This is a genomic window from Streptomyces sp. NPDC002574 (genome assembly GCF_042889545.1).
In the GTDB taxonomy this organism is placed as follows: domain Bacteria; phylum Actinomycetota; class Actinomycetes; order Streptomycetales; family Streptomycetaceae; genus Actinacidiphila.
Window position 1 is genome coordinate 33,130 of record NZ_JBIARB010000005.1, and the last position, 17,727, is coordinate 50,856.

At 73.7% G+C, this 17,727-nt stretch carries 21 protein-coding genes; 10 read left to right on the forward strand and 11 right to left on the reverse strand.

Translation table 11 applies throughout. From position 1 onward, the window contains the following. Positions 1–258: 258 nt before the first annotated feature. Together ACFYXS_RS12650 and ACFYXS_RS12655 are read left to right on the forward strand one after the other, a co-directional pair. Positions 259–477, forward strand: coding sequence for a DUF5133 domain-containing protein (locus tag ACFYXS_RS12650; RefSeq protein ID WP_389246962.1), 219 nt, complete (start codon positions 259–261; stop codon positions 475–477). Further along, entirely contained in the window at positions 474–1,574 is a 1,101-nt protein-coding gene (locus ACFYXS_RS12655; RefSeq protein ID WP_389246964.1) for a glutamate--cysteine ligase, read from the forward strand. Before ACFYXS_RS12650 ends, ACFYXS_RS12655 begins: the two co-directional genes overlap by 4 nt. Before the next feature lie 23 nt (positions 1,575–1,597). Here ACFYXS_RS12655 and ACFYXS_RS12660 read toward each other — a convergent pair whose 3' ends face one another. Continuing rightward, the gene (locus tag ACFYXS_RS12660; protein WP_389246966.1) at positions 1,598–2,029 is read right to left on the reverse strand and encodes a response regulator; all 432 of its coding nucleotides are present in this window, start codon (positions 2,027–2,029) and stop codon (positions 1,598–1,600) included. Positions 2,030–2,374: 345 nt separating this feature from the next. Between ACFYXS_RS12660 and ACFYXS_RS12665 the strand changes: the two genes are divergently transcribed. From ACFYXS_RS12665 to ACFYXS_RS12680, 4 genes are all read left to right on the forward strand, one after another. Then, entirely contained in the window at positions 2,375–3,952 is a 1,578-nt protein-coding gene (locus ACFYXS_RS12665) for an ATP-binding protein (protein WP_389246968.1), read from the forward strand. Continuing rightward, positions 3,952–5,139, forward strand: coding sequence for a SpoIIE family protein phosphatase (locus ACFYXS_RS12670; protein WP_389246970.1), 1,188 nt, complete (start codon positions 3,952–3,954; stop codon positions 5,137–5,139). Before ACFYXS_RS12665 ends, ACFYXS_RS12670 begins: the two co-directional genes overlap by 1 nt. Further along, entirely contained in the window at positions 5,136–5,489 is a 354-nt protein-coding gene (locus tag ACFYXS_RS12675) for a hypothetical protein (RefSeq protein ID WP_389246972.1), read from the forward strand. The genes ACFYXS_RS12670 and ACFYXS_RS12675 overlap by 4 nt, the downstream gene beginning before the upstream one ends. Positions 5,490–5,604: 115 nt before the next feature. Further along, the gene (locus ACFYXS_RS12680) at positions 5,605–6,417 is read left to right on the forward strand and encodes a thioesterase family protein (RefSeq protein ID WP_389246974.1); all 813 of its coding nucleotides are present in this window, start codon (positions 5,605–5,607) and stop codon (positions 6,415–6,417) included. A 37-nt stretch (positions 6,418–6,454) separates the two neighbouring features. On the opposite strand, the gene ACFYXS_RS12685 is transcribed toward ACFYXS_RS12680, so the two are convergent. Continuing rightward, on the reverse strand, positions 6,455–6,643 hold the full coding sequence (locus ACFYXS_RS12685) for a hypothetical protein (RefSeq protein ID WP_319664014.1): 189 nt from the start codon (positions 6,641–6,643) through the stop codon (positions 6,455–6,457). 218 nt (positions 6,644–6,861) lie between these two features. On the opposite strand from ACFYXS_RS12685, the gene ACFYXS_RS12690 reads away from it, so the two are divergent. After that, on the forward strand, positions 6,862–8,004 hold the full coding sequence (locus ACFYXS_RS12690; protein ID WP_389246977.1) for a glutathione-independent formaldehyde dehydrogenase: 1,143 nt from the start codon (positions 6,862–6,864) through the stop codon (positions 8,002–8,004). A gap of 69 nt (positions 8,005–8,073) precedes the next feature. Here the strand turns inward: ACFYXS_RS12690 and ACFYXS_RS12695 are convergent, their stop codons facing one another. Together ACFYXS_RS12695 and ACFYXS_RS12700 are read right to left on the reverse strand one after the other, a co-directional pair. After that, the gene (locus ACFYXS_RS12695) at positions 8,074–8,862 is read right to left on the reverse strand and encodes a VOC family protein (RefSeq protein WP_389246979.1); all 789 of its coding nucleotides are present in this window, start codon (positions 8,860–8,862) and stop codon (positions 8,074–8,076) included. A 129-nt stretch (positions 8,863–8,991) separates the two neighbouring features. Then, complete coding sequence (locus ACFYXS_RS12700) at positions 8,992–9,927, reverse strand: SDR family NAD(P)-dependent oxidoreductase (protein ID WP_389246981.1); 936 nt, start codon at positions 9,925–9,927, stop codon at positions 8,992–8,994. Between the two features lie 251 nt (positions 9,928–10,178). On the opposite strand from ACFYXS_RS12700, the gene ACFYXS_RS12705 reads away from it, so the two are divergent. The 3 genes from ACFYXS_RS12705 (at position 10,179) to ACFYXS_RS12715 (ending at position 11,660) form a co-directional block, all read left to right on the forward strand. Next, positions 10,179–10,553: a hypothetical protein gene (locus ACFYXS_RS12705; RefSeq protein WP_389246983.1), complete on the forward strand. Its 375-nt coding sequence runs from the start codon at positions 10,179–10,181 to the stop codon at positions 10,551–10,553. Between the two features lie 67 nt (positions 10,554–10,620). Then, on the forward strand, positions 10,621–11,271 hold the full coding sequence (locus ACFYXS_RS12710) for an RNA polymerase sigma factor (RefSeq protein WP_389246985.1): 651 nt from the start codon (positions 10,621–10,623) through the stop codon (positions 11,269–11,271). Then, positions 11,268–11,660: a hypothetical protein gene (locus ACFYXS_RS12715; RefSeq protein ID WP_389246987.1), complete on the forward strand. Its 393-nt coding sequence runs from the start codon at positions 11,268–11,270 to the stop codon at positions 11,658–11,660. Before ACFYXS_RS12710 ends, ACFYXS_RS12715 begins: the two co-directional genes overlap by 4 nt. A gap of 35 nt (positions 11,661–11,695) precedes the next feature. On the opposite strand, the gene ACFYXS_RS12720 is transcribed toward ACFYXS_RS12715, so the two are convergent. The 7 genes from ACFYXS_RS12720 to ACFYXS_RS12750 form a co-directional block, all read right to left on the reverse strand. Continuing rightward, a complete protein-coding gene (locus ACFYXS_RS12720) occupies positions 11,696–11,992 on the reverse strand; it encodes a hypothetical protein (RefSeq protein WP_389246989.1) in 297 nt (98 codons plus the stop codon). 64 nt (positions 11,993–12,056) lie between these two features. Continuing rightward, on the reverse strand, positions 12,057–12,368 hold the full coding sequence (locus tag ACFYXS_RS12725) for a hypothetical protein (RefSeq protein ID WP_389246991.1): 312 nt from the start codon (positions 12,366–12,368) through the stop codon (positions 12,057–12,059). A gap of 139 nt (positions 12,369–12,507) precedes the next feature. Continuing rightward, positions 12,508–13,911 carry an MFS transporter gene (locus ACFYXS_RS12730; protein ID WP_389246993.1) on the reverse strand — a complete coding sequence of 468 codons (1,404 nt, stop codon included), beginning with the start codon at positions 13,909–13,911 and terminating at the stop codon, positions 12,508–12,510. 75 nt (positions 13,912–13,986) lie between these two features. After that, the gene (locus tag ACFYXS_RS12735) at positions 13,987–15,240 is read right to left on the reverse strand and encodes a hypothetical protein (RefSeq protein ID WP_389246995.1); all 1,254 of its coding nucleotides are present in this window, start codon (positions 15,238–15,240) and stop codon (positions 13,987–13,989) included. Beyond that, positions 15,237–16,478, reverse strand: coding sequence for a glycosyltransferase (locus ACFYXS_RS12740; RefSeq protein WP_389246997.1), 1,242 nt, complete (start codon positions 16,476–16,478; stop codon positions 15,237–15,239). Before ACFYXS_RS12740 ends, ACFYXS_RS12735 begins: the two co-directional genes overlap by 4 nt. A gap of 149 nt (positions 16,479–16,627) precedes the next feature. Continuing rightward, positions 16,628–17,146: a hypothetical protein gene (locus tag ACFYXS_RS12745; protein WP_389246999.1), complete on the reverse strand. Its 519-nt coding sequence runs from the start codon at positions 17,144–17,146 to the stop codon at positions 16,628–16,630. Positions 17,147–17,172: 26 nt separating this feature from the next. Next, on the reverse strand, positions 17,173–17,679 hold the full coding sequence (locus ACFYXS_RS12750) for a SigE family RNA polymerase sigma factor (RefSeq protein ID WP_389247001.1): 507 nt from the start codon (positions 17,677–17,679) through the stop codon (positions 17,173–17,175). Between the last annotated feature and the right edge of the window lie 48 nt (positions 17,680–17,727).

The following is a 17,727-nucleotide window of genomic DNA, read 5'->3' on the forward strand; positions in this document are numbered from 1 at the left end:
GGGGGGGGGGGGGGGGGGCGGCGGGCGGGCCGGGGGGGGGGGGGGGGGGGGGGGGGGGGGGGGGGGGGGCCCCCCCCCCCCCCCGCGGGGGGCGGGGGGGGCCCCCCCGGCCCCCCCCCGTCCGCATGCGCGCACCCAGGGCACTCATGGGCACGCCGTGCGCACCGTCGCCCCGCGTGACACCCCGAAGCGGGGGTAAACGGCGATCAGACACACCGTTCGGCCCGGTCGGTGCCGCGGACTATCGAGGAGAGATCCATGCTCATGGCCCACCCCGCTGTGCTGAACGACCTCGTCGACCGGTACGAGACGCTGCGCGTGCTCGACCCGGCGGACTCCGGGGTCCGGCGCCGGCTGGAGGACGTCTCGTACACGCTGTGCGTGGCGACCGGCACCAGCGACGTGGACGCCGCCCTCGTCGCCGCGCGGCTGCGCCTGCTGGGCGCGAGGCCGTTGGACGATTCGGCCGTCGCGTGACAGCCGTCCGCACCGTGGGCGTGGAGGAGGAACTCCTCCTGCTGGACGCCGAGTCCGGCGAACCCCGGGCGCTGTCGACGGCGGTGCTCGCCTCCGCACGCCGCGACCGGGCTGCCGGGGACGAGGTGTTCGAGTCGGAACTGCAGCGCCAGCAGCTGGAGTTCGCCACCCGGCCGCAGGTCCGGATGGAGGACCTGGGCGCCGAGATATCCCGCTGGCGGGGCGAGGCGGCCCGGCACGCCGAGGACCTGGGCGCCTCGATCGCCGCGCTCGCCACTTCGCCGCTGCCGGTGGACCCCGCCCTCAGCACCGGCGAGCGCTACCGGTGGCTCCGCGACCAGTACGGGCTGACCACGCAGGAACAGCTCACCTGCGGCTGCCACGTCCACGTGGCGGTGGAGTCGGACGAGGAGGGCGTCGCGGTCCTGGACCGGATCCGCCCGTGGCTGCCCGTCCTGCTCGCGCTGAGCTCCAACTCCCCGTTCTGGCAGGGCCAGGACAGCGGGTACGCCAGCTACCGCAACCGGGTGTGGGGGCGCTGGCCCTCGGCCGGCCCCGTCGAGGTCTTCGGCTCCGCCGACCGTTACCACGAACTGGTCACCGCGATGGTGGGCACGGGCGCGCTGCGCGACGAGGCCATGGTCTACTTCGACGCCCGGCTCTCCCACACCTACCCGACGGTGGAGATCAGGGTCGCCGACGTGTGCCTGGAGGCATGGCACACGGCGCTGCTCGCCACTCTCGTACGGGCCCTGGTGGAGACCGCGAGCCGGCGGTGGAACGACGGCGAGCCGCCGGCGCGGCACGGTGTCGCGCTGCTGCGGCTGGCGACGTGGCGGGCGGCCCGCGAGGGGCTGGGCGGCCGGCTCCTGCACCCGCTCGGCATGGAGCCCGTTCCCGCCGAGGCGGCGGTGCGCGCCCTGTTCGAGCACGTACGCGACGCCCTGGAGGACAACGGGGACCTGGTCCCCGCCCAGGACGCCCTCGCCGGTCTGCTGAAGGCCGGCAACGGGGCCCGCTTCCAGCGGGATCTTCGGGAACGGGGCGGCGACCTGCGTGCCGTGGTGGCCGCGTGCGTGCGGCGCACCCGGGGATGAGCCGTCACGCCGCCCCGCGGCGGCTACTCGCGCGGCAGTTTGGTGACGGTGTCGAGGTAGAAGGCGTCGATGCTCTGCACGGCGCGTTCGAAGTCGTCCAGGTTGACGGGCTTGGTGACGTAGGCGTTGGCGTGCCGCTGGTACGCACCGGTGACGTCGTCGGGGGCGGAGGAGGTGGTCAGCACGACGACCGGGATCGCGCGCAGGTCGTCGTCGGCCTTCAGGATGGCCAGCAGCTCGCGGCCGTTCATGCGGGGCATGTTGAGGTCGAGCACGATGAGGTCGGGGCGCGCGTTGGTCTCGTCGCGCAGGTAGTCCAGCGCGGCGACGCCGTCCTCGACCTGGGTGAGGTTGCGGGCGCCGCGCTCGGACAGGGCGTCCCCGATGAGCATGGCGTCGGCGAGGTCGTCCTCGACCAGCAGCACGTCGTAGGGGCGGGGTGAGGCGATCATCATCATCGGCTCCGGGTCCGGTCGGTGCCTCGCACGAGGCGGTGGGGGGGTTCGGTGGTCACGAGGCCGGGCCGGCGCCGGGGGGCGCCTTGGCGGCTGGTGGTGCGGGTGTGCCGGCCGGTGGGGGTGGGCCCGGCGGCGGCCGTCTCCGCCGGCGCGGTGGTCCGCCGCTCGGCGGGGCGCGGGGAGGAGTGGATGCCGGGCATGGCCTCCACCCTAGGGGGTCGCGATCAGCGAGGACAACAGACGTTGTCGCGACGGCGGCTACAGTGAGTGCCTGCCGCACGGAGTCCGGAGCGGCCGTGGCAACGGGCAAGGACACGGATTCGGCATCGGAAGGGCGACGACGTGGTGGAGGAAACGGGCCGGCTTGCGCGGTGGACGACCCGCCGCTGGCTCCGGGTGGGAGTGAGCGCGGCCCTGGCGGTCCTCGCCGTCCTCGGCGCGCTGGGCATATGGTCGCTGGACCGGAACACGACGATCACCCGGCAGTTGGTCGACACCCGCTCCCCGGCACTGGTCAACTCGGTCCGGCTGGAGGCCGCCCTGGTCAACCAGGAGACCGGTGTCCGCGGCTACGGCCTCACCGGGCAGAAGGACTTCCTCACCCCGTACACCGAGGGCCTGGCGAACGAGAGGACCGCGCTGGAACGGCTCCGCCCCCTGGTCCGCGGCGACGAGCAGGCGAGCGCGGACCTGGCCGGGGTGGTGACCGCGGCGGAGGCCTGGCAGCGGGACATCGCCCGCCCCATCGCCGGCGCCCCGGCCGACGAGGCCGTCCGGCTGGCCACCGACCGCGCCGACTCCGGCAGAACGGCCTTCGACGCCGTGCGCAAGGCCATGACCCGCCAGCAGAACCACCTGCGGGACGCCCGACTGGAGGCCGGGGACCGGCTCAACCGTTCGATCGTGCTGCGGAACTGGGTGTTCGCCGCGGCCGCCGTCCTCATCGTGGTGCTGGCCGCACTCGTCTTCGAGGGCCTGCGGCGCGGCATCACCGACCCGTTGACCCGGCTGAGCGACGACGCCCGGATGGTCGCGCGGGGCGACTTCGAGCACCCCATCACCCCGACCGGCCCGGCCGACCTGCGGCGGCTGGCCGGTGACGTGGAGGCGATGCGGCGGCGCCTGGCGGACGAGCTCGGGTTCGCCGAGCGGGCGCGGCAGATGCTGGACGAGCAGTCCGCGGAACTCAAGCGCTCCAACGCCGAGCTGGAGCAGTTCGCGTACGTGGCCTCGCACGACCTGCAGGAGCCGCTGCGCAAGGTGTCGAGCTTCACGCAGTTGCTGCAGCGCCGTTACGGCGGGCAACTGGACGACCGTGCCGACCAGTACATCGGCTTCGCCGTCGACGGCGCGAACCGCATGCAGACCCTCATCAACGACCTGCTCGCCTTCTCCCGGGTCGGGCGGATCCACAACGAGCACAGCACCGTCGACCTGGACGCCGTCGCCGACCGAACCCTCGACTCGCTGAGTGTGGCGATCGAGGAGTCCGGCGCCGAGGTCACCCGGGACCCACTGCCCACCGTCGTCGGGGACAGCACCCAACTCGGCATGCTCTGGCAGAACCTGGTCTCCAACGCCGTCAAGTTCCGCCGCCCCGATGTGCCGCCGAGGATCCACCTGGAGGCGGTCCGCGAGGGCGACCTGTGGCACTTCGCCGTGGCCGACAACGGGATCGGCATCGACCCGGAGTTCGCCGAGCGGGTCTTCGTGATCTTCCAGCGCCTGCACACCAAGGACGCCTATCCGGGCAACGGCATCGGCCTGGCGATGTGCAAGAAGATCGTGGAGTTCCACGGCGGGACGATCGGCGTGGACCCGGCGCACACGCCGGGCACCCGCATCACGTTCACCCTCCCCGCCCCGGTGCCCGCCGACGCGGACGCCGACGGGGACAGCACCGGAGAGCCCCGAACCTGATGACCCCCGCCCCCGGTCCCGCGCCGGAACCGCACTACCGCATCCTGCTCGTGGAGGACGACCCCGGCGACGCGCTGCTGGTCACCGAACTCCTCGCCGACACCGGCCTGCGGTACGCGCTGACCTGGCACAAGACGCTGGGCGAGGCGCGGTCCGAACTCGCCGCGCAGGCCGCCGACTGCGTGCTGCTCGATCTGCACCTGCCCGACGCCAGCGGGCCCGCGGGCATCACGGCGGTGCAGGCCGCCGCACCGGACACCGCGGTCATCGTCCTCACCGGCCTCGCCGAGTCCCAGGCCGGCCCCGGGGCCATGGCGGCGGGCGCCCAGGACTACCTGGTCAAGGGCAAGGTGGAGCCCGAACTGCTGCAGCGCGCCGTGCGCTACGCGGTCCAGCGCAAGCAGGCCGAGCGCGCGGCGGCCGCCCTGCAGGCCGGCGCCCTGCGCGCCGAGGAGAACTCCCGCCTGGAACGCGGGCTGCTCCCCCAGCCGCTGCTGGCGACCGGGGCCGTCACCGCCACCACCCGCTACATCCCCGGCCGGGAACGCGCCCTGCTCGGCGGCGACTTCCTCGACGTCGTACAGACCGGTGACGGGCTGGTGCACGCCGTGATCGGGGACGCCAGCGGCCACGGCCCCGACGCGGCCGCCCTGGGCGTGTGCCTGCGCGTCGCCTGGCGGGCGCTGACCCTCGGCGGTCACCGGGGGCACGACCTGCTGCGTCTGCTGGAACGGATCCTGGTCGCCGAACGCGCGCAGCCGGACCTCTTCGCCACCTGCACCCTGCTCACGCTCGACCTGTCCGCGAGGACGGCGACGCTGCATCTCGCCGGGCACCACGAACCGCTGCTCACCGCCGACGCGGTCACCGGCCCGGTCGAGGCCGAGCACGGCATCGCGCTGGGCATCATGCCGGACCTGGCCCACTGGCCGCCCACCACGTTCGCCCTGCCCGCCCACGGGGCGCTCACCCTCTACACCGACGGCCTCGTCGAGGGGCACGCCGACGGCACCGGCGGCTCCGGCGAACGCCTGGGCGCGGAGGGGCTGCTGGCCCTCATCGGGCAGGTCTCCCCGGCCGACCCGGGGGCCCATCTGGACCGGGTGATCGCGCGGATCCGCGATCTCGACGCCGACCGCCACACCGACGACCTGGCCGTGCTGCGGCTGGACTGGGGGACCGCGTGACCTCGCCGGGAACGACGACGACGCTGTGGCGGCCCACCGGCCCGGTGGAACTGGACCTGGTCCGGGAGCTCGGCCGGCGTGCCTGGCCACCGCGGCTGCCGGAACAGCCGATCTTCTACCCGGTCCTCAACGAGGACTACGCGATCCGGATCGCGCGGGACTGGAACGTCAAGCACGACGGGGCCGGTTTCGTCACCCGCTTCGAGGTCGACACGGAGTTCCTGAAGCGCTACCCCGTCCAGCAGGCCGGCGGGCGCACGATCCTGGAGCTGTGGGTGCCGGCCGAGGAACTCGACGAGTTCAACGCGCACATCGTGGGGGAGATCCAGGTCGTCCACACGTTCCGCTGAGCGCCCGCGGGTGGGGAAGGGCCTTGCCCGCGGCCGGCGGCACTGGTCTACTGGCCCTCACCGGCTCCTACTGATCAGTAGCTTCCACGTCGACCCCCGGGCAGGAGAAGCAGTGGTGACCGTCCCGTCCAGCCCCAGCAGTGCCGAGGCCTTCTTCGACCGAGTGGCCGAGGAGCGCTTCGCTCCCACCGAGTACACGCGGGGTCCCTGGGACGCGCACAGCCAGCACGCCGGCCCGCCGGCGGCGCTGCTGGGCCGCGCGGTGCTCGAGCGCCCGGGCGCGCGCGAGGACATGCGGCTGACCCGGATCACCTTCGAGATCCACCGTCCCGTGCCGCTGCTGCCGCTCACCGTGGGCACCCGCGTGCTGCGCGAGGGGCGCAGCGTGGAACTGGTGGAGGCGTCGCTCGCGGCGGACGACGGCAAGGAGATCATGCGGGCCAGGGCGCTGCGCATCCGGACCGAGCCGGGCGCGGTGCCCGAAGTGGCGCCCGGGCCCTCGGTGCCGGGACCGCAGGAGTCGCGGACGGTGCCGTTCTTCCCCGTGCCCTGGGACGTCGGCTACCACACGGCTATGGAGTCGCGCTTCGCCGCCGGCTCCTACCTGGAGCCGGGTCCGGCGACCTGCTGGCTGCGCATGCGGGTGCCCCTGGTCGCCGGGGAGAAGACGGCACCGCTGGACCGCGTGCTGGTGGCCGCGGACTCCGGGAACGGGGTGAGCAATGTGCTGGACTTCTCGGCCCACCTGTTCGTCAACCCCGACCTGACGGTGCACCTGCACCGCCATCCGGTCGGCGAGTGGGTCTGCCTCGACGCCCGCACCGTCGTCGACGGCGCCGGGATCGGCATGGCCGAGGCCGCGCTCCACGATGAGCGGGGGCCGATCGGCCGGGGGGTCCAGAGCCTCTTCGTCGCCCCGCGCGGCTGAGCGGGCGGGGCGGACGGGGCACTCCGGGCAGTCGGGCTCAGAGCTCGGTCGCGTCCTCGGCGTGCCCCTCGGAGAACTCCCACCACGCGAGCGGCAGCCAGTCACCGTCCACGAAGGCGTCGACCGACGACCCGCGTCCGTTGATCACCACGGACGTGCCCACCGGGTAGGTCGTGCCGGACAGCCCCGGCACGGGGACCAGGAGGGTTCCCAAACGCTGCGCCACTGTTCCCGCCTTCCTAGGAAAACAAACCGAAATAGCCCAATACCGGGTAAAGATTAGCTGGCTTGTCCCATTCCCCCCACGGGGGCAGCATGAGAAATAGGTCACGCGAGGCGAACGGCCGTGGCCCACTCACCGTCCGTTCCCATCGGGACACGTTGGGCTGACGGTCCCGTTCGCCTCCGGCACGTACGAGAGCACGACACCAACGGAGGTGTCAGGTGAAGGCCGTCGTCTACAAAGCACCGTTCGAAGTAGCAGTGGAGGAAGTCGAGAAACCGCGCATACAACACCCCAACGATGTGCTCGTCCGGGTCACGTCCACCGCCATCTGCGGGTCCGACCTGCACATGTACGAGGGACGCACCGCGGCGGAGGCGGGAATCGTCTTCGGGCACGAGAACATGGGGATCATCGAGGAGCTCGGCCAGGGCGTCACGTCCCTGAAGAAGGGCGACCGCGTGGTCATGCCCTTCAACGTCGCCTGCGGATTCTGCAAGAACTGCTCGGCCGGCTTCACCGGATTCTGTCTCACCGTGAATCCGGGCTTCGCCGGCGGAGCCTACGGATATGTCGCCATGGGCCCCTGGCCCGGCGGTCAGGCAGATTACCTGCGGGTGCCGTACGCGGACTTCAATTGCCTGAAGCTGCCGCCCGGCACCGAGCACGAGACGGATTTCGTCCTGCTCGCCGACATCTTCCCGACCGGCTACCACGGCAACGAACTCGCCGACGTCCGTCCCGGCGAGAGCGTCGCGGTGTACGGCGGCGGTCCGGTCGGGCTCATGTCCGCGTACTCGGCGCTCATCCGCGGCGCGTCCAAGGTCTTCGTGGTCGACCGTGTCACCGAGCGGCTGCAGAAGGCCGAGGAGATCGGCGCGATCCCGATCAACTTCGCCGAGGGCAACCCGGTGGAGCAGATCAAGGAACACACCAAGGGCACGGGCACCGACAAGGGCATCGACGCCGTCGGCTACCAGGCCCAGGCGAAGAGCCAGGACCGCGAGGAGCCCGCGGCCGTCCTCAACTCGCTCATCGACACCGTGCGCGCGACCGGGGCGCTCGGCGTCCCGGGCCTGTACGTGCCCTCCGACCCCGGCGGCCCGGACGAGCAGGCCAAGAGCGGGCGGCTGCTGGTCGCCATCGGCCGGCTCTTCGAGAAGGCGCTCCGCGTGGGCACCGGGCAGTGCAACGTCAAGCAGTACAACCGGCAGCTGCGCGACCTCATCATCGAGGGCCGTGCCAAGCCGAGCTTCGTGGTCTCCCACGAACTGCCGCTGTCCGACGCGCCCTCGGCGTACGAGAAGTTCGACAAGCGCATCGAGGGCTACACCAAGGTGGTCCTGCACCCGGACCAGAAGTAGCCGCGGCGACGACCGGCACGGCCGGGGCCGCCGCCCCGTGACGGGCGGCGGCCCCGGCCGCTGTGCGGGTCAGGGAAGTTCGGGACCGGTCGCGTCGATGAGCCCGAACACGGCACCCTGCGGGTCCTGCACGACCGCGAGGCGACCGGCCGACATGTCGAAGGGCGCGGCGAGCACATTGCCGCCCGCGCGGACGAGGGCGTCCACGGTGCTGTCGGTGTTGTCCACGCAGAAGTACACCAGCCAGTGCGGCGGGGTCTCGGGCGGCAGGTTGTCCAGCCCCTGCGCACCCCCGACGACCCGGCCGTTCACCGTGAGGGAGAAGTAGTCGGAAGCGCCCTCCATCGGCTCCGTCTCCAGGCCCAGGGCCCCGGAGTAGAAGGCCGAGGCGGCCTTGAGGTCGCCGGAGGCGAGCTCGCTCCACACCAGTGATCCGGGCTCGTTGACGACCTGCGCGCCCAGGAACTCGCCGGCCTGCCACAGCCCGAAGACCGCGCCGGTCGGATCGGCGGCGATCGCCATGCGGCCGAGGCTCATGACGTCCATGCCGGGGGAGAGCACCGTGCCGCCGTGCTTGGTGATCGCGTCCGTCGCGGAGTCGGCGTCCGCCGTGGCGAGGTAGGTGGTCCACGCCGTGGGCGGGGTGGGGGCACCGTCGGGGGCCATGGTCGCCATGATGCCCGCGACAGGCCTGTCCTTGAGCGTGCAGACCGCGTAGCCGCCGGTCTCGGGCGGTCCCACTTCGCCCTGCCAGCCGAAGAGGTCGCGGTAGAAGTCGAGCGCCGCCTGCTGGTCGGGGACCATGAGGTCGATCCAGCACGGCGTGCCGGGCGGATAGGGGGACGTGGCGTACGGCATGAGGGGCCTCCAGCGCATCGGGGGTCAACGGTCCCGCCGTTGCGGTCATTCTGCGCCGCCCGGCACGGATCGGGGGCGCGCCCCGCCGGATTCGTCCACTCCCGGCCACGCGCCGGGTGGTGCGGGCGCTCACATCGAGGCGGTCCGGGCCTCGGCGAGCATGCGGTCCGAGGCGTCCCAGAGGCGGTCGGCGGTGGCGGGGTCGAGGGAGTAGGGGGCGACGCCGGACGCCCAGCCGTTGGCGTCGGGGACCGGCAGGGCCTCGTTGCCGTCCTCGAGGTAGCGCCCGCCGATGCCGTCCAGCAGGGGCGAGACGGCCGCAAGGACGGAGGTCGCCGCGCCCTGCGCGGGGGTCTTGCGGCGCTCCGCGGGGGTCCTGAGACCGCCGGTGTGGCGCTGCAGATTGGTGGCGATGGCGCCCGGCATCACGGCGTTGGCCGTGATGCCGTCGCGCGCCCAGCGGCGGGTTGCGCCGACCGCGAAGAGGTTCACGGCCGTCTTGGACTGGCCGTAGGCGAGCAGCGGGTCGTAGGGGCGGTACCGGAAGTGGACGTCGTCGAGGACAACGGGCGAGATGAGGTGGCCGCTGGAGCTCACCGCCACGACGCGGGCACCGCCGGCGGCGGCGAGGGCGCGGTGCAGGCCGCGGGCGAGGGCGAAATGGCCGAGATGGTTCGTGGCGAACTGCGTCTCCCAGCCCTCACGGGTCCGTTCCAGCTCCGGAAGTGCCATGACGCCCGCGTTGGCGACGAGGATGTGCAGCGGTCCGTCCCAGGCCGCGGCGAACGCCTCGGCCGAGGCCCGGTCGGCGACGTCGAGGCGTGCCACGCGGACGGCGGTGTTGCCGGTGGACGCGGTGATGTCCGCCGCCACCCGGATCCCGGCGTCCGCGGTGCGCACGGCGAGGGTCACCTCGGCGCCGGTGGCGGCCAGCGCGCGGGCGGTCTCGACGCCGATGCCCGACGCGGCGCCGGTGACGACGGCACGGCGGCCGGTGAGGTCCACGCCGTGGATCACGTCCTCGGCGGTGGAGGCGAAGCCGAACGGGGTGGTGATGCGGGTCATGTGGCTCCCTCGGGTTCCTCGGGTGGTGCGACGACGCGGTGCCGCCGCCGTCCGAGAGCCTGCGGCCGGCGGCGGGGCGCAGCCAGTTCCGTGCGAAGGCCGGTAGTGGCGGGGACAGGCTGCGGGAGGCGGTGCGGACCGCCGGGCGGAAAATCTCACGGGACACCTCTGCAACCTCCGGCCGCTCCGCACGTCTGTGGGAGTGAAGGCGCCTTCGACCCAGCTCTCCCCCGGATGATTCGAGGAACGGTATGACCGCACGTCACGCCATCGCGGGCCTGGCCCGCCGGCATCGGGCACGTCTCGTGGTCGGTACGTCCACGGTCGCGGCGGCCCTGGCCCTGGGCGGCGCCGCCATGACCGCGCACGCCGCCACGCCGAAGCCGGTGCCGGCGCCCGCCGCGCAGGCCGACACGGACGCCCAGGCACCCGCGCCCGCCGTGGCCCCGGCCCCGGCGAAGGGCACGGGCCGCGCCGCCCCTGCCCCGGCCCCGGCTCCGGCCCACGCCGCGCCCGCTCCGGCCCAGGCCCACGGAGCGGCCCCCGCGCCCGCGAAGGGCGTCCCGGCGCCCGCACCGGCGCAGGCCGGGACCGGCGCCGTGCCGGCGCCCGCACCGGCGCGCTGATCCGGGGCGGCCGCCGGGCCGGGGCCCGGCCCGGCGGCCGCCTTCCGAACCGCTACCCAGGAGATCCATGAGCACAGCGGCTGTGGGGTCGCGCCCCGCTCTCCAGACGGCCCCGCTCCGGCACGTCTGGGCACGGCTGCGGAGCGTCGTGTCCGGGGGCGCCCGCCCGCCCGCGGCGCGGGCGGTGCCCCCGTCGTCCCAGGTGCGTGCCGGGCGGTCCGGTCACACCTCGCGGCCGGAGATCGACGAGCTGTACCACCATCGGCGTCTGGACCTCGTGCGGCTGGCACTGTTCCTGGTCGACGACCTGCCCACCGCGGAGGACGTCGTGCAGGACGCCTTCGCCGCGCTCTACCGCCGGCACGGCGAACGGCTGGCGGGCGTGGACGACCCCGAGGCGTACGTGCGCACCAGCGTGGTCAACGGTGCCCGGTCCGTGCTGCGCCGGCGCAGGACGGTGCGGGCCCACGTCCCGGAGCGCGAGGGGCACGCGCCGCCGCCGGAGGAGTACGTGCTGCTGCGCGAGGAGCACCGGGAGGTGCTGGCCGCGCTCGGCCGGCTGACGCGCAGGCAACGGGAGGTGCTCGTGCTGCGGTACTGGTCGAACCTCACCGAGGCGCAGATCGCGGACACGCTGCGGCTGTCGCGCGGCGCGGTGAAGTCCACCGCGAGCCGGGCGCTGGACGCCCTGGCCCGTCACTTGGAGGTGCCCTCATGACCGCCGCCGTCCACCGGCCCGACCGGGCCCGGACCGAGGAGCTGCTGCGCGCCGCGCTGGACGCGAAGGCCCGCACCGTGGGGCCGGACAGCCTGCGCCGGGCGGCGGCGCCGTCCCTGCTGCCCCGCCCGCGGGTGCGGGTCCGTACCGCCGCGGTGGCCGTGCTGGGGCTCGCGGCGGCGCTGGCGTGCGTGCTGCTCGCCATGACCGCCGCGCAGCGGGAGGGCGAGCCCGTGCCGCCGGCCAGTCCCACCCACTCCCCCACGGCGCCGGAGCAGCGGCGCGGCGGACCTGCTCCCTCCCCGGCGCCGTCGGGCACGGTGCCGGTCCCGCGCGCCGTGTCGCCCGGTGGGGCGGGTCAGGCGGGACCGGCAGCCGTCGGACGGTGAGCCGGAGCGGCTGAGGCGCGGGGATCAGGCGGGGATCAGCAGAACCAGCCGTCCTGGACCCAGCCGTGGCGGTTGATGTCGCCGTAGGCGAACCCGTAGGCCCAGCCGCTCTGCTTGCTCTCTACGGTGAAGGTCTGGCCGGTGTAGAGGGTCCCCATCCACGCGCCGCCCGGGGCGGTGCGCACGTAGAGGTCCTGGGCGCAGACGGTCTCGCGCTGACCGATGGTGCCGTTGGCCGCCTGGGCGGGGCCCGCGGTCGTCAGCAGGGCTGCGGCCAGGGCGCCGGCGACGGCGGCGGCGCGGGCGATCCGGAGGGTGCGGGGGACGGGCATGGTGGTTCCTTCCTGCGTCGGGGGGCGGCGGCGGAGCGGGGACGGCGGGGGCGGCGGGGGCGGTTCACCAGGAGCCGTAGCCGCCGAGGCACTCGTTGCGGACGTAACCCCAGTCGCCCTTGCCGAAGTCGAAGGTGGCGGCCCAGCCGTTGTAGACGGGGTGGGCGCCGCGGGTGTGGCCGACCTTGTTGCCGTAGCCCAGGACGCGGATCAGGCCGCTGGGCCCTGAGGAACTGTCGTAGTTGGCGTAGAAGCTGGCGCTCTGGCACACGATGATCGCGTGCTCGGGCGGCACCACCGCGTGCGCGGGCTGGGCCATGACCGTGAAGGCCGCGGCGGCGGCCGTCGCGGCCAGCGCCTTCGTCAACGTCTTCATCTGTGGTCCTCTCGTCGATCGCCTGGATCACCGGGTCCGCGCATCAGAATGGCGTCCCGGGATCTATGCGGGTAGAGCGACGAGGTTAATTTTACGTGGCCATGACATTCATGCATTCATATGATCACCACCCGCCGCCTCACTGCCCACCGGTCCGCTCCGCCGCCGCCTCGGCGGTCGTGTCCGGCTCGGCGGGCTCACCGCCGGCGCGCGCCTCGGCGCGGCTGAGGGCGGTGGCGCGGGTGTCGGGCATGAGGACGTAGACGACGAGCGAGACCAGCGCGCAGGCGGACACGTACCAGAAGAACGCGCTCTCGTGGCCCGCGTCCTTGAACCACAGGGCCACGTACTCGGCCGTCCCGCCGAACAGCGCGTTGGCCAGCGCGTACGGCAGCGCGACGCCCAGTGCCCGCACCCGGGTGGGGAACAACTCGGCCTTCACCGCCGCGTTGATGGAGGTGTAGCCGGTGACGACCGTGAGGGCGATCAGGGACAGTCCGAGAGCGGGCCAGTAGGTCGTCACCGAGCCGAGCGCGGTCATGACCGGGTACGTGCAGAGCGTGCAGCCGACGGCGAAGGTGATCAGCAGCGGGCGGCGCCCCACGCGGTCCGACAGCGCGCCGGCGAGCGGCTGGAGCAGCGCGAAGACGGCCAGGGCCGTGAAACTCACCAGTGTGGCCGTGGTCCTGGCCATCCCCGCACTGCCGATCAGGTACTTCGTCAGGTAGGTGGTGTACGTGTAGTAGGCGACCGTCCCGCCGAGGGTCAGCGCCATGACGAGCAGCGCCTGCCGCCGGTGTTCCCAGAGCAGGGTCAGCGACCCCCGCGCGTCGGCGGGCTCGGCGGCCTCCTCCGCGAAGGCCTCGGTCTCCTCCAGGCTGCGCCGGATCCACAGCACCACCACCGCGAGGACGGCGCCCAGAACGAACGGGATGCGCCAGCCCCAGTCCGTCAACTGCCGTTCCGTCAGCACGTGCTGAAGGACGATCAGGACCGCGAGGCCCAGCAGCTGGCCGCAGGTCATGGACACGTACTGGAAGGAGGAGCCCAGCCCGCGCCGGTCGCGGGCCGAGGCCTCCGTCAGGTAGGTGGCGCTGGCCGCGTACTCACCGCCGATGCTGAGCCCCTGCAACAGCCGGGCGACGAGCAGGACGAGCGCGCCGAGCCAGCCGGCCCGGGTGTGGGTCGGCGCGACCGCGATCAGCAGCGCCGCGACCGACATCATGGTGACGGTGAGCGTCAGCGCGCTCTTGCGGCCGTGCCGGTCGGCGGCCCTGCCGAGCACCCAGCCGCCGACCGGGCGCATCAAAAAGCCCACCGCGAAGATCCCGGCGGTGTTCATCAGCCGGGTGGTCGGGTTGCCGCCGGGGAAGAAGGACTCGGCGAAGTAGACCGCGAAGCTGGCGTAGACGAACCAGTCGTACCACTCGACGAGGTTGCCCAGTGATCCGCCGACCAGGGCGAGGCGGCGCCTGGCGCGCCCGTCCCCGGGCGGCGGCACCGCCTCGGCGGGACGCGGCGGCGTGGCGGCGTTCGGGGACATGGCGGCTCCAGAGGGGAAGGCCCGGTGGGGGACGGGGTCCGGCGCCGAGGTCCAACGTGCCGCACGGCGGCGCGGTTACGGCACGCCGAGCTCGAAGAGCGCGTAGCCCGCGTACGAGCCCGAGGCCAGGGCGGCGATCCCGAGCAGCACGGCCCGGTGCGGGGCCCTGAGCCGGCCGAGGGCGAGGGCGAGCGGCACGAACAGCGGGAAGGCCGGCAGCAGATAGCGGGAGACGTTGCAGAAGATCTGCTGCGTGCCCAGCACCGTGACGACGGTGAGCACCGCGTAGACGACCAGTTCCACGGGCGGCCGCAGGCGGATCAGCAGCCAGATCAGCGCGATGTCCAGCAGGACCACGGCGACACCGATCAGGTCGGCGAACGGGAACGCGGACAGGTAGTCGAAGCGGCCCACCGGCACGGAGGTGAACACGTCCGCCGTGTACCGTCCCCAGTCGAAGGTGTGCGCCCAGGCGCCCTTCTGCAGCCTGAAGTAGCCGCCGTAGTCGCCCATGCGGTACCCCACCCAGCCGAGGTAGCCGAACAGGCCGAGCGGCGCGACGGCGATCGCGACCAGTGGGCGCAGCACGCCGGAAGGCCGTCGGTCGCGCACGAGGGCGAGCAGCGCGGCGACGGTGAGGGCGGCGATCAGCGCGGTGGCGGTGGGCCGGGCGAGACCGGCGGCGAAGGTCAGCAGTCCCGCCGTGATCCAGCGGCGGGTCATGACGGCGTGGCAGGACCAGACCGCGAGGGCGACGTAGAGCGACTCGGAGTACCCCGACCACTCCATGCCCGAGCCCGGCCACACGGCCCACAGCCCGGCCGCGGCAAGGCCCGCCCGGTGCCCGCCGAAGCGCGCGGTGACGACGTACACGCCGAGGGCGGCGACGAACGAGCAGACGACGGAGACGAGCATCCCGGCGCCGTACAGGCCGAGGCCGGTGCACTCCGCGACCAGCCGCATCACCGCGGGGTAGAGCGGGAAGAAGGCCGCGGAGTTGCCTTCGAGGGTGATGAGACCGGTGGCCCCCGGCACGGGCACCAGGGCCGGGTGGTAGCCGTGCGCGGCGACCTGCTGGTACCACCAGCCGTCCCAGCTGGCGAGGACGTCCCAGGGGCGGGCGCCGCCCCCGAAGCGCGGGTTCTTCGTGCGGTAGTCGCCCGCGTACCGCAGCAGCAGGAGGAAGACCGCGAAGCCGGCGAGCTTCAGGGTCCCGTACGTCGCGAGCACGCGGCCCCAGCGGGCGGCCCGGGAGAGTTCGGGGGGCGGATCGCCGGCCGCGGGACAGGCACCTGAGGGCGCGTCGAGGGTGTCGGGCACGAGGGTCATCGGGAGCCGGTTTCCGTCCGGGGAGTGTGCCGGCCGGGGAAGACCCAGGACCGGAGGAGCAGGAAGCGCAGGAGCGTCGCGGCGAGGTTGGCGGCCACCAGCGCGCCGGTCTCGACGCGGTGTCCGGCGCCGGGTGCCGCGTGGTGCAGCGCGGCCAGGGCCCCGCTGGTGAGCGCCAGCCCGATCAGGAACGCCGCGAGCCCGCGGGCGTGGTGACGGGCGGCGCCCGTGCGGCCGCGCACGCCGAAGGTGAGCCGGCGGTTCGCCGCGGTGTTGGCGACCGCGCAGACCAGCAGGGCGAGCGCGTTGGCGGCCTGCGCGCCGGTGGCGGGGCGCAGGGCCGCGTACAGCAGCACGTACCCGACGGTGCTGACGACGCCGACCGCCGCGAAGCGCAGCAGCTGGGAGAGCAGGCCGCCCGGGGGTTCCGTGGTCACGGCGCTGCGGCGCAGTTCGGCGAGCGGGAGCCGGCCCGCGGCCAGGGCGCGGCCGATGCGCGCGATGCCGCGCAGGTCGCCGAGGGCGGTGGACACGAGGTGCACCCGGCTGTCGGGGTCGTCGACCCAGTCCACGGGCACCTCGTGGATGCGCAGGCCGGCCCGCTCAGCAATCACCAGCAGTTCGGTGTCGAAGAACCATCCGCCGTCCTCCACCATCGGCAGCAGCCGTTCGGCGACGTCACGGCGCACGGCCTTGAATCCGCACTGCGCGTCGGTGAAGCGGACGGCGAGGGTGGAGCGCAGGATCGCGTTGTAGCAGCGGGAGACGACCTCCCGCTTGGGTCCCCGCACGACGCGGGAGCCGCGGGCGAGCCGGGTGCCGATGGCGATGTCGGAGTGCCCGGATATGAGCGGGGCGACGAGCGGGAGCAGGGCGGCCAGATCGGTCGACAGGTCCACGTCCAGGTAGGCCAGCACCGGCGCCGCCGAGTGGGACCACGCGGTGCGCAGCGCCCGGCCGCGCCCCTTCTCGGCCAGGTGCAGCCACCGCGCCTCCGGCAGTTCCTCGGCGAGGCGGGCCGCGATCAGCGGGGTCCGGTCGGTGCTGGCGTTGTCGGCGACGGTGATCCGGAACGGGTAGGGGAAGGTCTCGCGCAGGTGGGCGTGGAGCCGCCGCACCGACCGCTCCAGGTCCGCCTCCTCGTTGTGGACGGGGACGACCACGTCCAGTACCGGCTCCTGGTGCCGGGCCGGCAGCGGGACGCGTTCCCTCAGCGCACCGGGGGGTTCGTTTCTCATGGTCTGTCCGCATCTGTTCTCTGCGTCGGGGCGTGCCGGAGCGCGCCGGGGCATGCCGGACCGTGCCGGGGCCGCCTTGCGGGCGTGCCGACGGCACTACGGGCGGTCGGTGGGGTGGTGGCGGAGCGGGGTGGCGGGGCGAGCGGGTGCTATCCCGTGCCGGTCGGGTTCCCGTACGGGCTCACCGGCGGGGAGGTCGTGGAGCCGGGGCCGCCCGACGCGGTGCTGGTGGCGGTGGAACTGGTCGTGGCGGTGTCGGCGACGGACGCGGTGGCGGTCGACGGGTCCGCGTTGCCGGCGGGCGCGGTCGGGGTCTCGCCCGTGTCCGCTCCCGACGGCGAGAAGGTGGGGGTGGAACTCGCGCTGCCGCCGGCGCTCGGATCCGCCGGCGCGGAGGTGCTCGGGTACGCCGGGCCGGACGTCGCCGGCGCGCCGGGGCCGGCCGGCACCACCTGACCGGACGAGGAACCGGGCAGCAGGACCAGGGCGCAGGCGATGACGGTCACCGCGACCGCGGAACTGCCGGCCTGCCAGGCGGCACGCACCCGGCGCCGGACGACGACACCGTGGCGCAGCCGCACCCTGTGCCGGGGCTCGAAGGGGGTGTGCTGCTCGGAGGCGTGCATCATCCGCGCCAGTTGCCGCTCGAAGTCGTCCATGGAGTCCATCCCCTTTCCCTCGTTTCCCTCGTCCCTCATCCCACCGGCTCGATCGCATCGGCCAGGAGCTGCCGCAGCCGCGCGATGCCGCGTGACGCGTGCGAGCGGGCGGTGCCCAGCGGGCAGCCCAGCGCCTCCGCGACCTGCGCCTCCGGCAGGTCCTGGTAGTAGCGCAGCACCACCGCCGCACGCTGCGGCGCGGGCAGCAGCGCCAGGGCCGCCTCCAGGCGGGTGCGTTCGGCGACAGACGCAGACACGTCCCCGGCCGCGGCCCGTTCCGGCACCTCCCCCACCGGCCGCTCCCCCCACCAGCGCCGGCGTGCGGAGCGCGCCGCCGCCCGGGCCAGCACCTTGCGCACGTACGGCTCGGGCGCCTGGGAGCCGACCCTCGGCCACGCGAACCACAGCTTGACCAGCGCTTCCTGGAGCAGGTCCTCGGCCCGGTGCCGATCGCCACCGGTCAGCAACCGCGCAAGGTGGAACAAAGCGGACCAACGGGCTGTCACGAACTCGTCGAACTCATCCGTTCGCGTCGAACCCATCAGCACCGCCCCTGCCCGTCACAGCCTCTTGCACTTCTTGAAAGACGT

What these genes read in the sequence shown, in the direction of transcription:
- ACFYXS_RS12650 (WP_389246962.1), top strand. Translation starts at nt 259, where the DNA reads ATGCTCATGGCCCACCCCGCTGTGCTGAACGACCTCGTCGACCGGTAC.
- ACFYXS_RS12660 (WP_389246966.1), bottom strand. Translation starts at nt 2,029, where the DNA reads ATGATGATCGCCTCACCCCGCCCCTACGACGTGCTGCTGGTCGAGGAC.
- ACFYXS_RS12670 (WP_389246970.1), top strand. Translation starts at nt 3,952, where the DNA reads ATGACCCCCGCCCCCGGTCCCGCGCCGGAACCGCACTACCGCATCCTG.
- ACFYXS_RS12695 (WP_389246979.1), bottom strand. Translation starts at nt 8,862, where the DNA reads ATGCCGTACGCCACGTCCCCCTATCCGCCCGGCACGCCGTGCTGGATC.
- ACFYXS_RS12700 (WP_389246981.1), bottom strand. Translation starts at nt 9,927, where the DNA reads ATGACCCGCATCACCACCCCGTTCGGCTTCGCCTCCACCGCCGAGGAC.
- ACFYXS_RS12705 (WP_389246983.1), top strand. Translation starts at nt 10,179, where the DNA reads ATGACCGCACGTCACGCCATCGCGGGCCTGGCCCGCCGGCATCGGGCA.
- ACFYXS_RS12710 (WP_389246985.1), top strand. Translation starts at nt 10,621, where the DNA reads ATGAGCACAGCGGCTGTGGGGTCGCGCCCCGCTCTCCAGACGGCCCCG.
- ACFYXS_RS12715 (WP_389246987.1), top strand. Translation starts at nt 11,268, where the DNA reads ATGACCGCCGCCGTCCACCGGCCCGACCGGGCCCGGACCGAGGAGCTG.
- ACFYXS_RS12720 (WP_389246989.1), bottom strand. Translation starts at nt 11,992, where the DNA reads ATGCCCGTCCCCCGCACCCTCCGGATCGCCCGCGCCGCCGCCGTCGCC.
- ACFYXS_RS12725 (WP_389246991.1), bottom strand. Translation starts at nt 12,368, where the DNA reads ATGAAGACGTTGACGAAGGCGCTGGCCGCGACGGCCGCCGCCGCGGCC.
- ACFYXS_RS12730 (WP_389246993.1), bottom strand. Translation starts at nt 13,911, where the DNA reads ATGTCCCCGAACGCCGCCACGCCGCCGCGTCCCGCCGAGGCGGTGCCG.
- ACFYXS_RS12735 (WP_389246995.1), bottom strand. Translation starts at nt 15,240, where the DNA reads ATGACCCTCGTGCCCGACACCCTCGACGCGCCCTCAGGTGCCTGTCCC.
- ACFYXS_RS12740 (WP_389246997.1), bottom strand. Translation starts at nt 16,478, where the DNA reads ATGAGAAACGAACCCCCCGGTGCGCTGAGGGAACGCGTCCCGCTGCCG.
- ACFYXS_RS12745 (WP_389246999.1), bottom strand. Translation starts at nt 17,146, where the DNA reads ATGGACTCCATGGACGACTTCGAGCGGCAACTGGCGCGGATGATGCAC.
- ACFYXS_RS12750 (WP_389247001.1), bottom strand. Translation starts at nt 17,679, where the DNA reads ATGGGTTCGACGCGAACGGATGAGTTCGACGAGTTCGTGACAGCCCGT.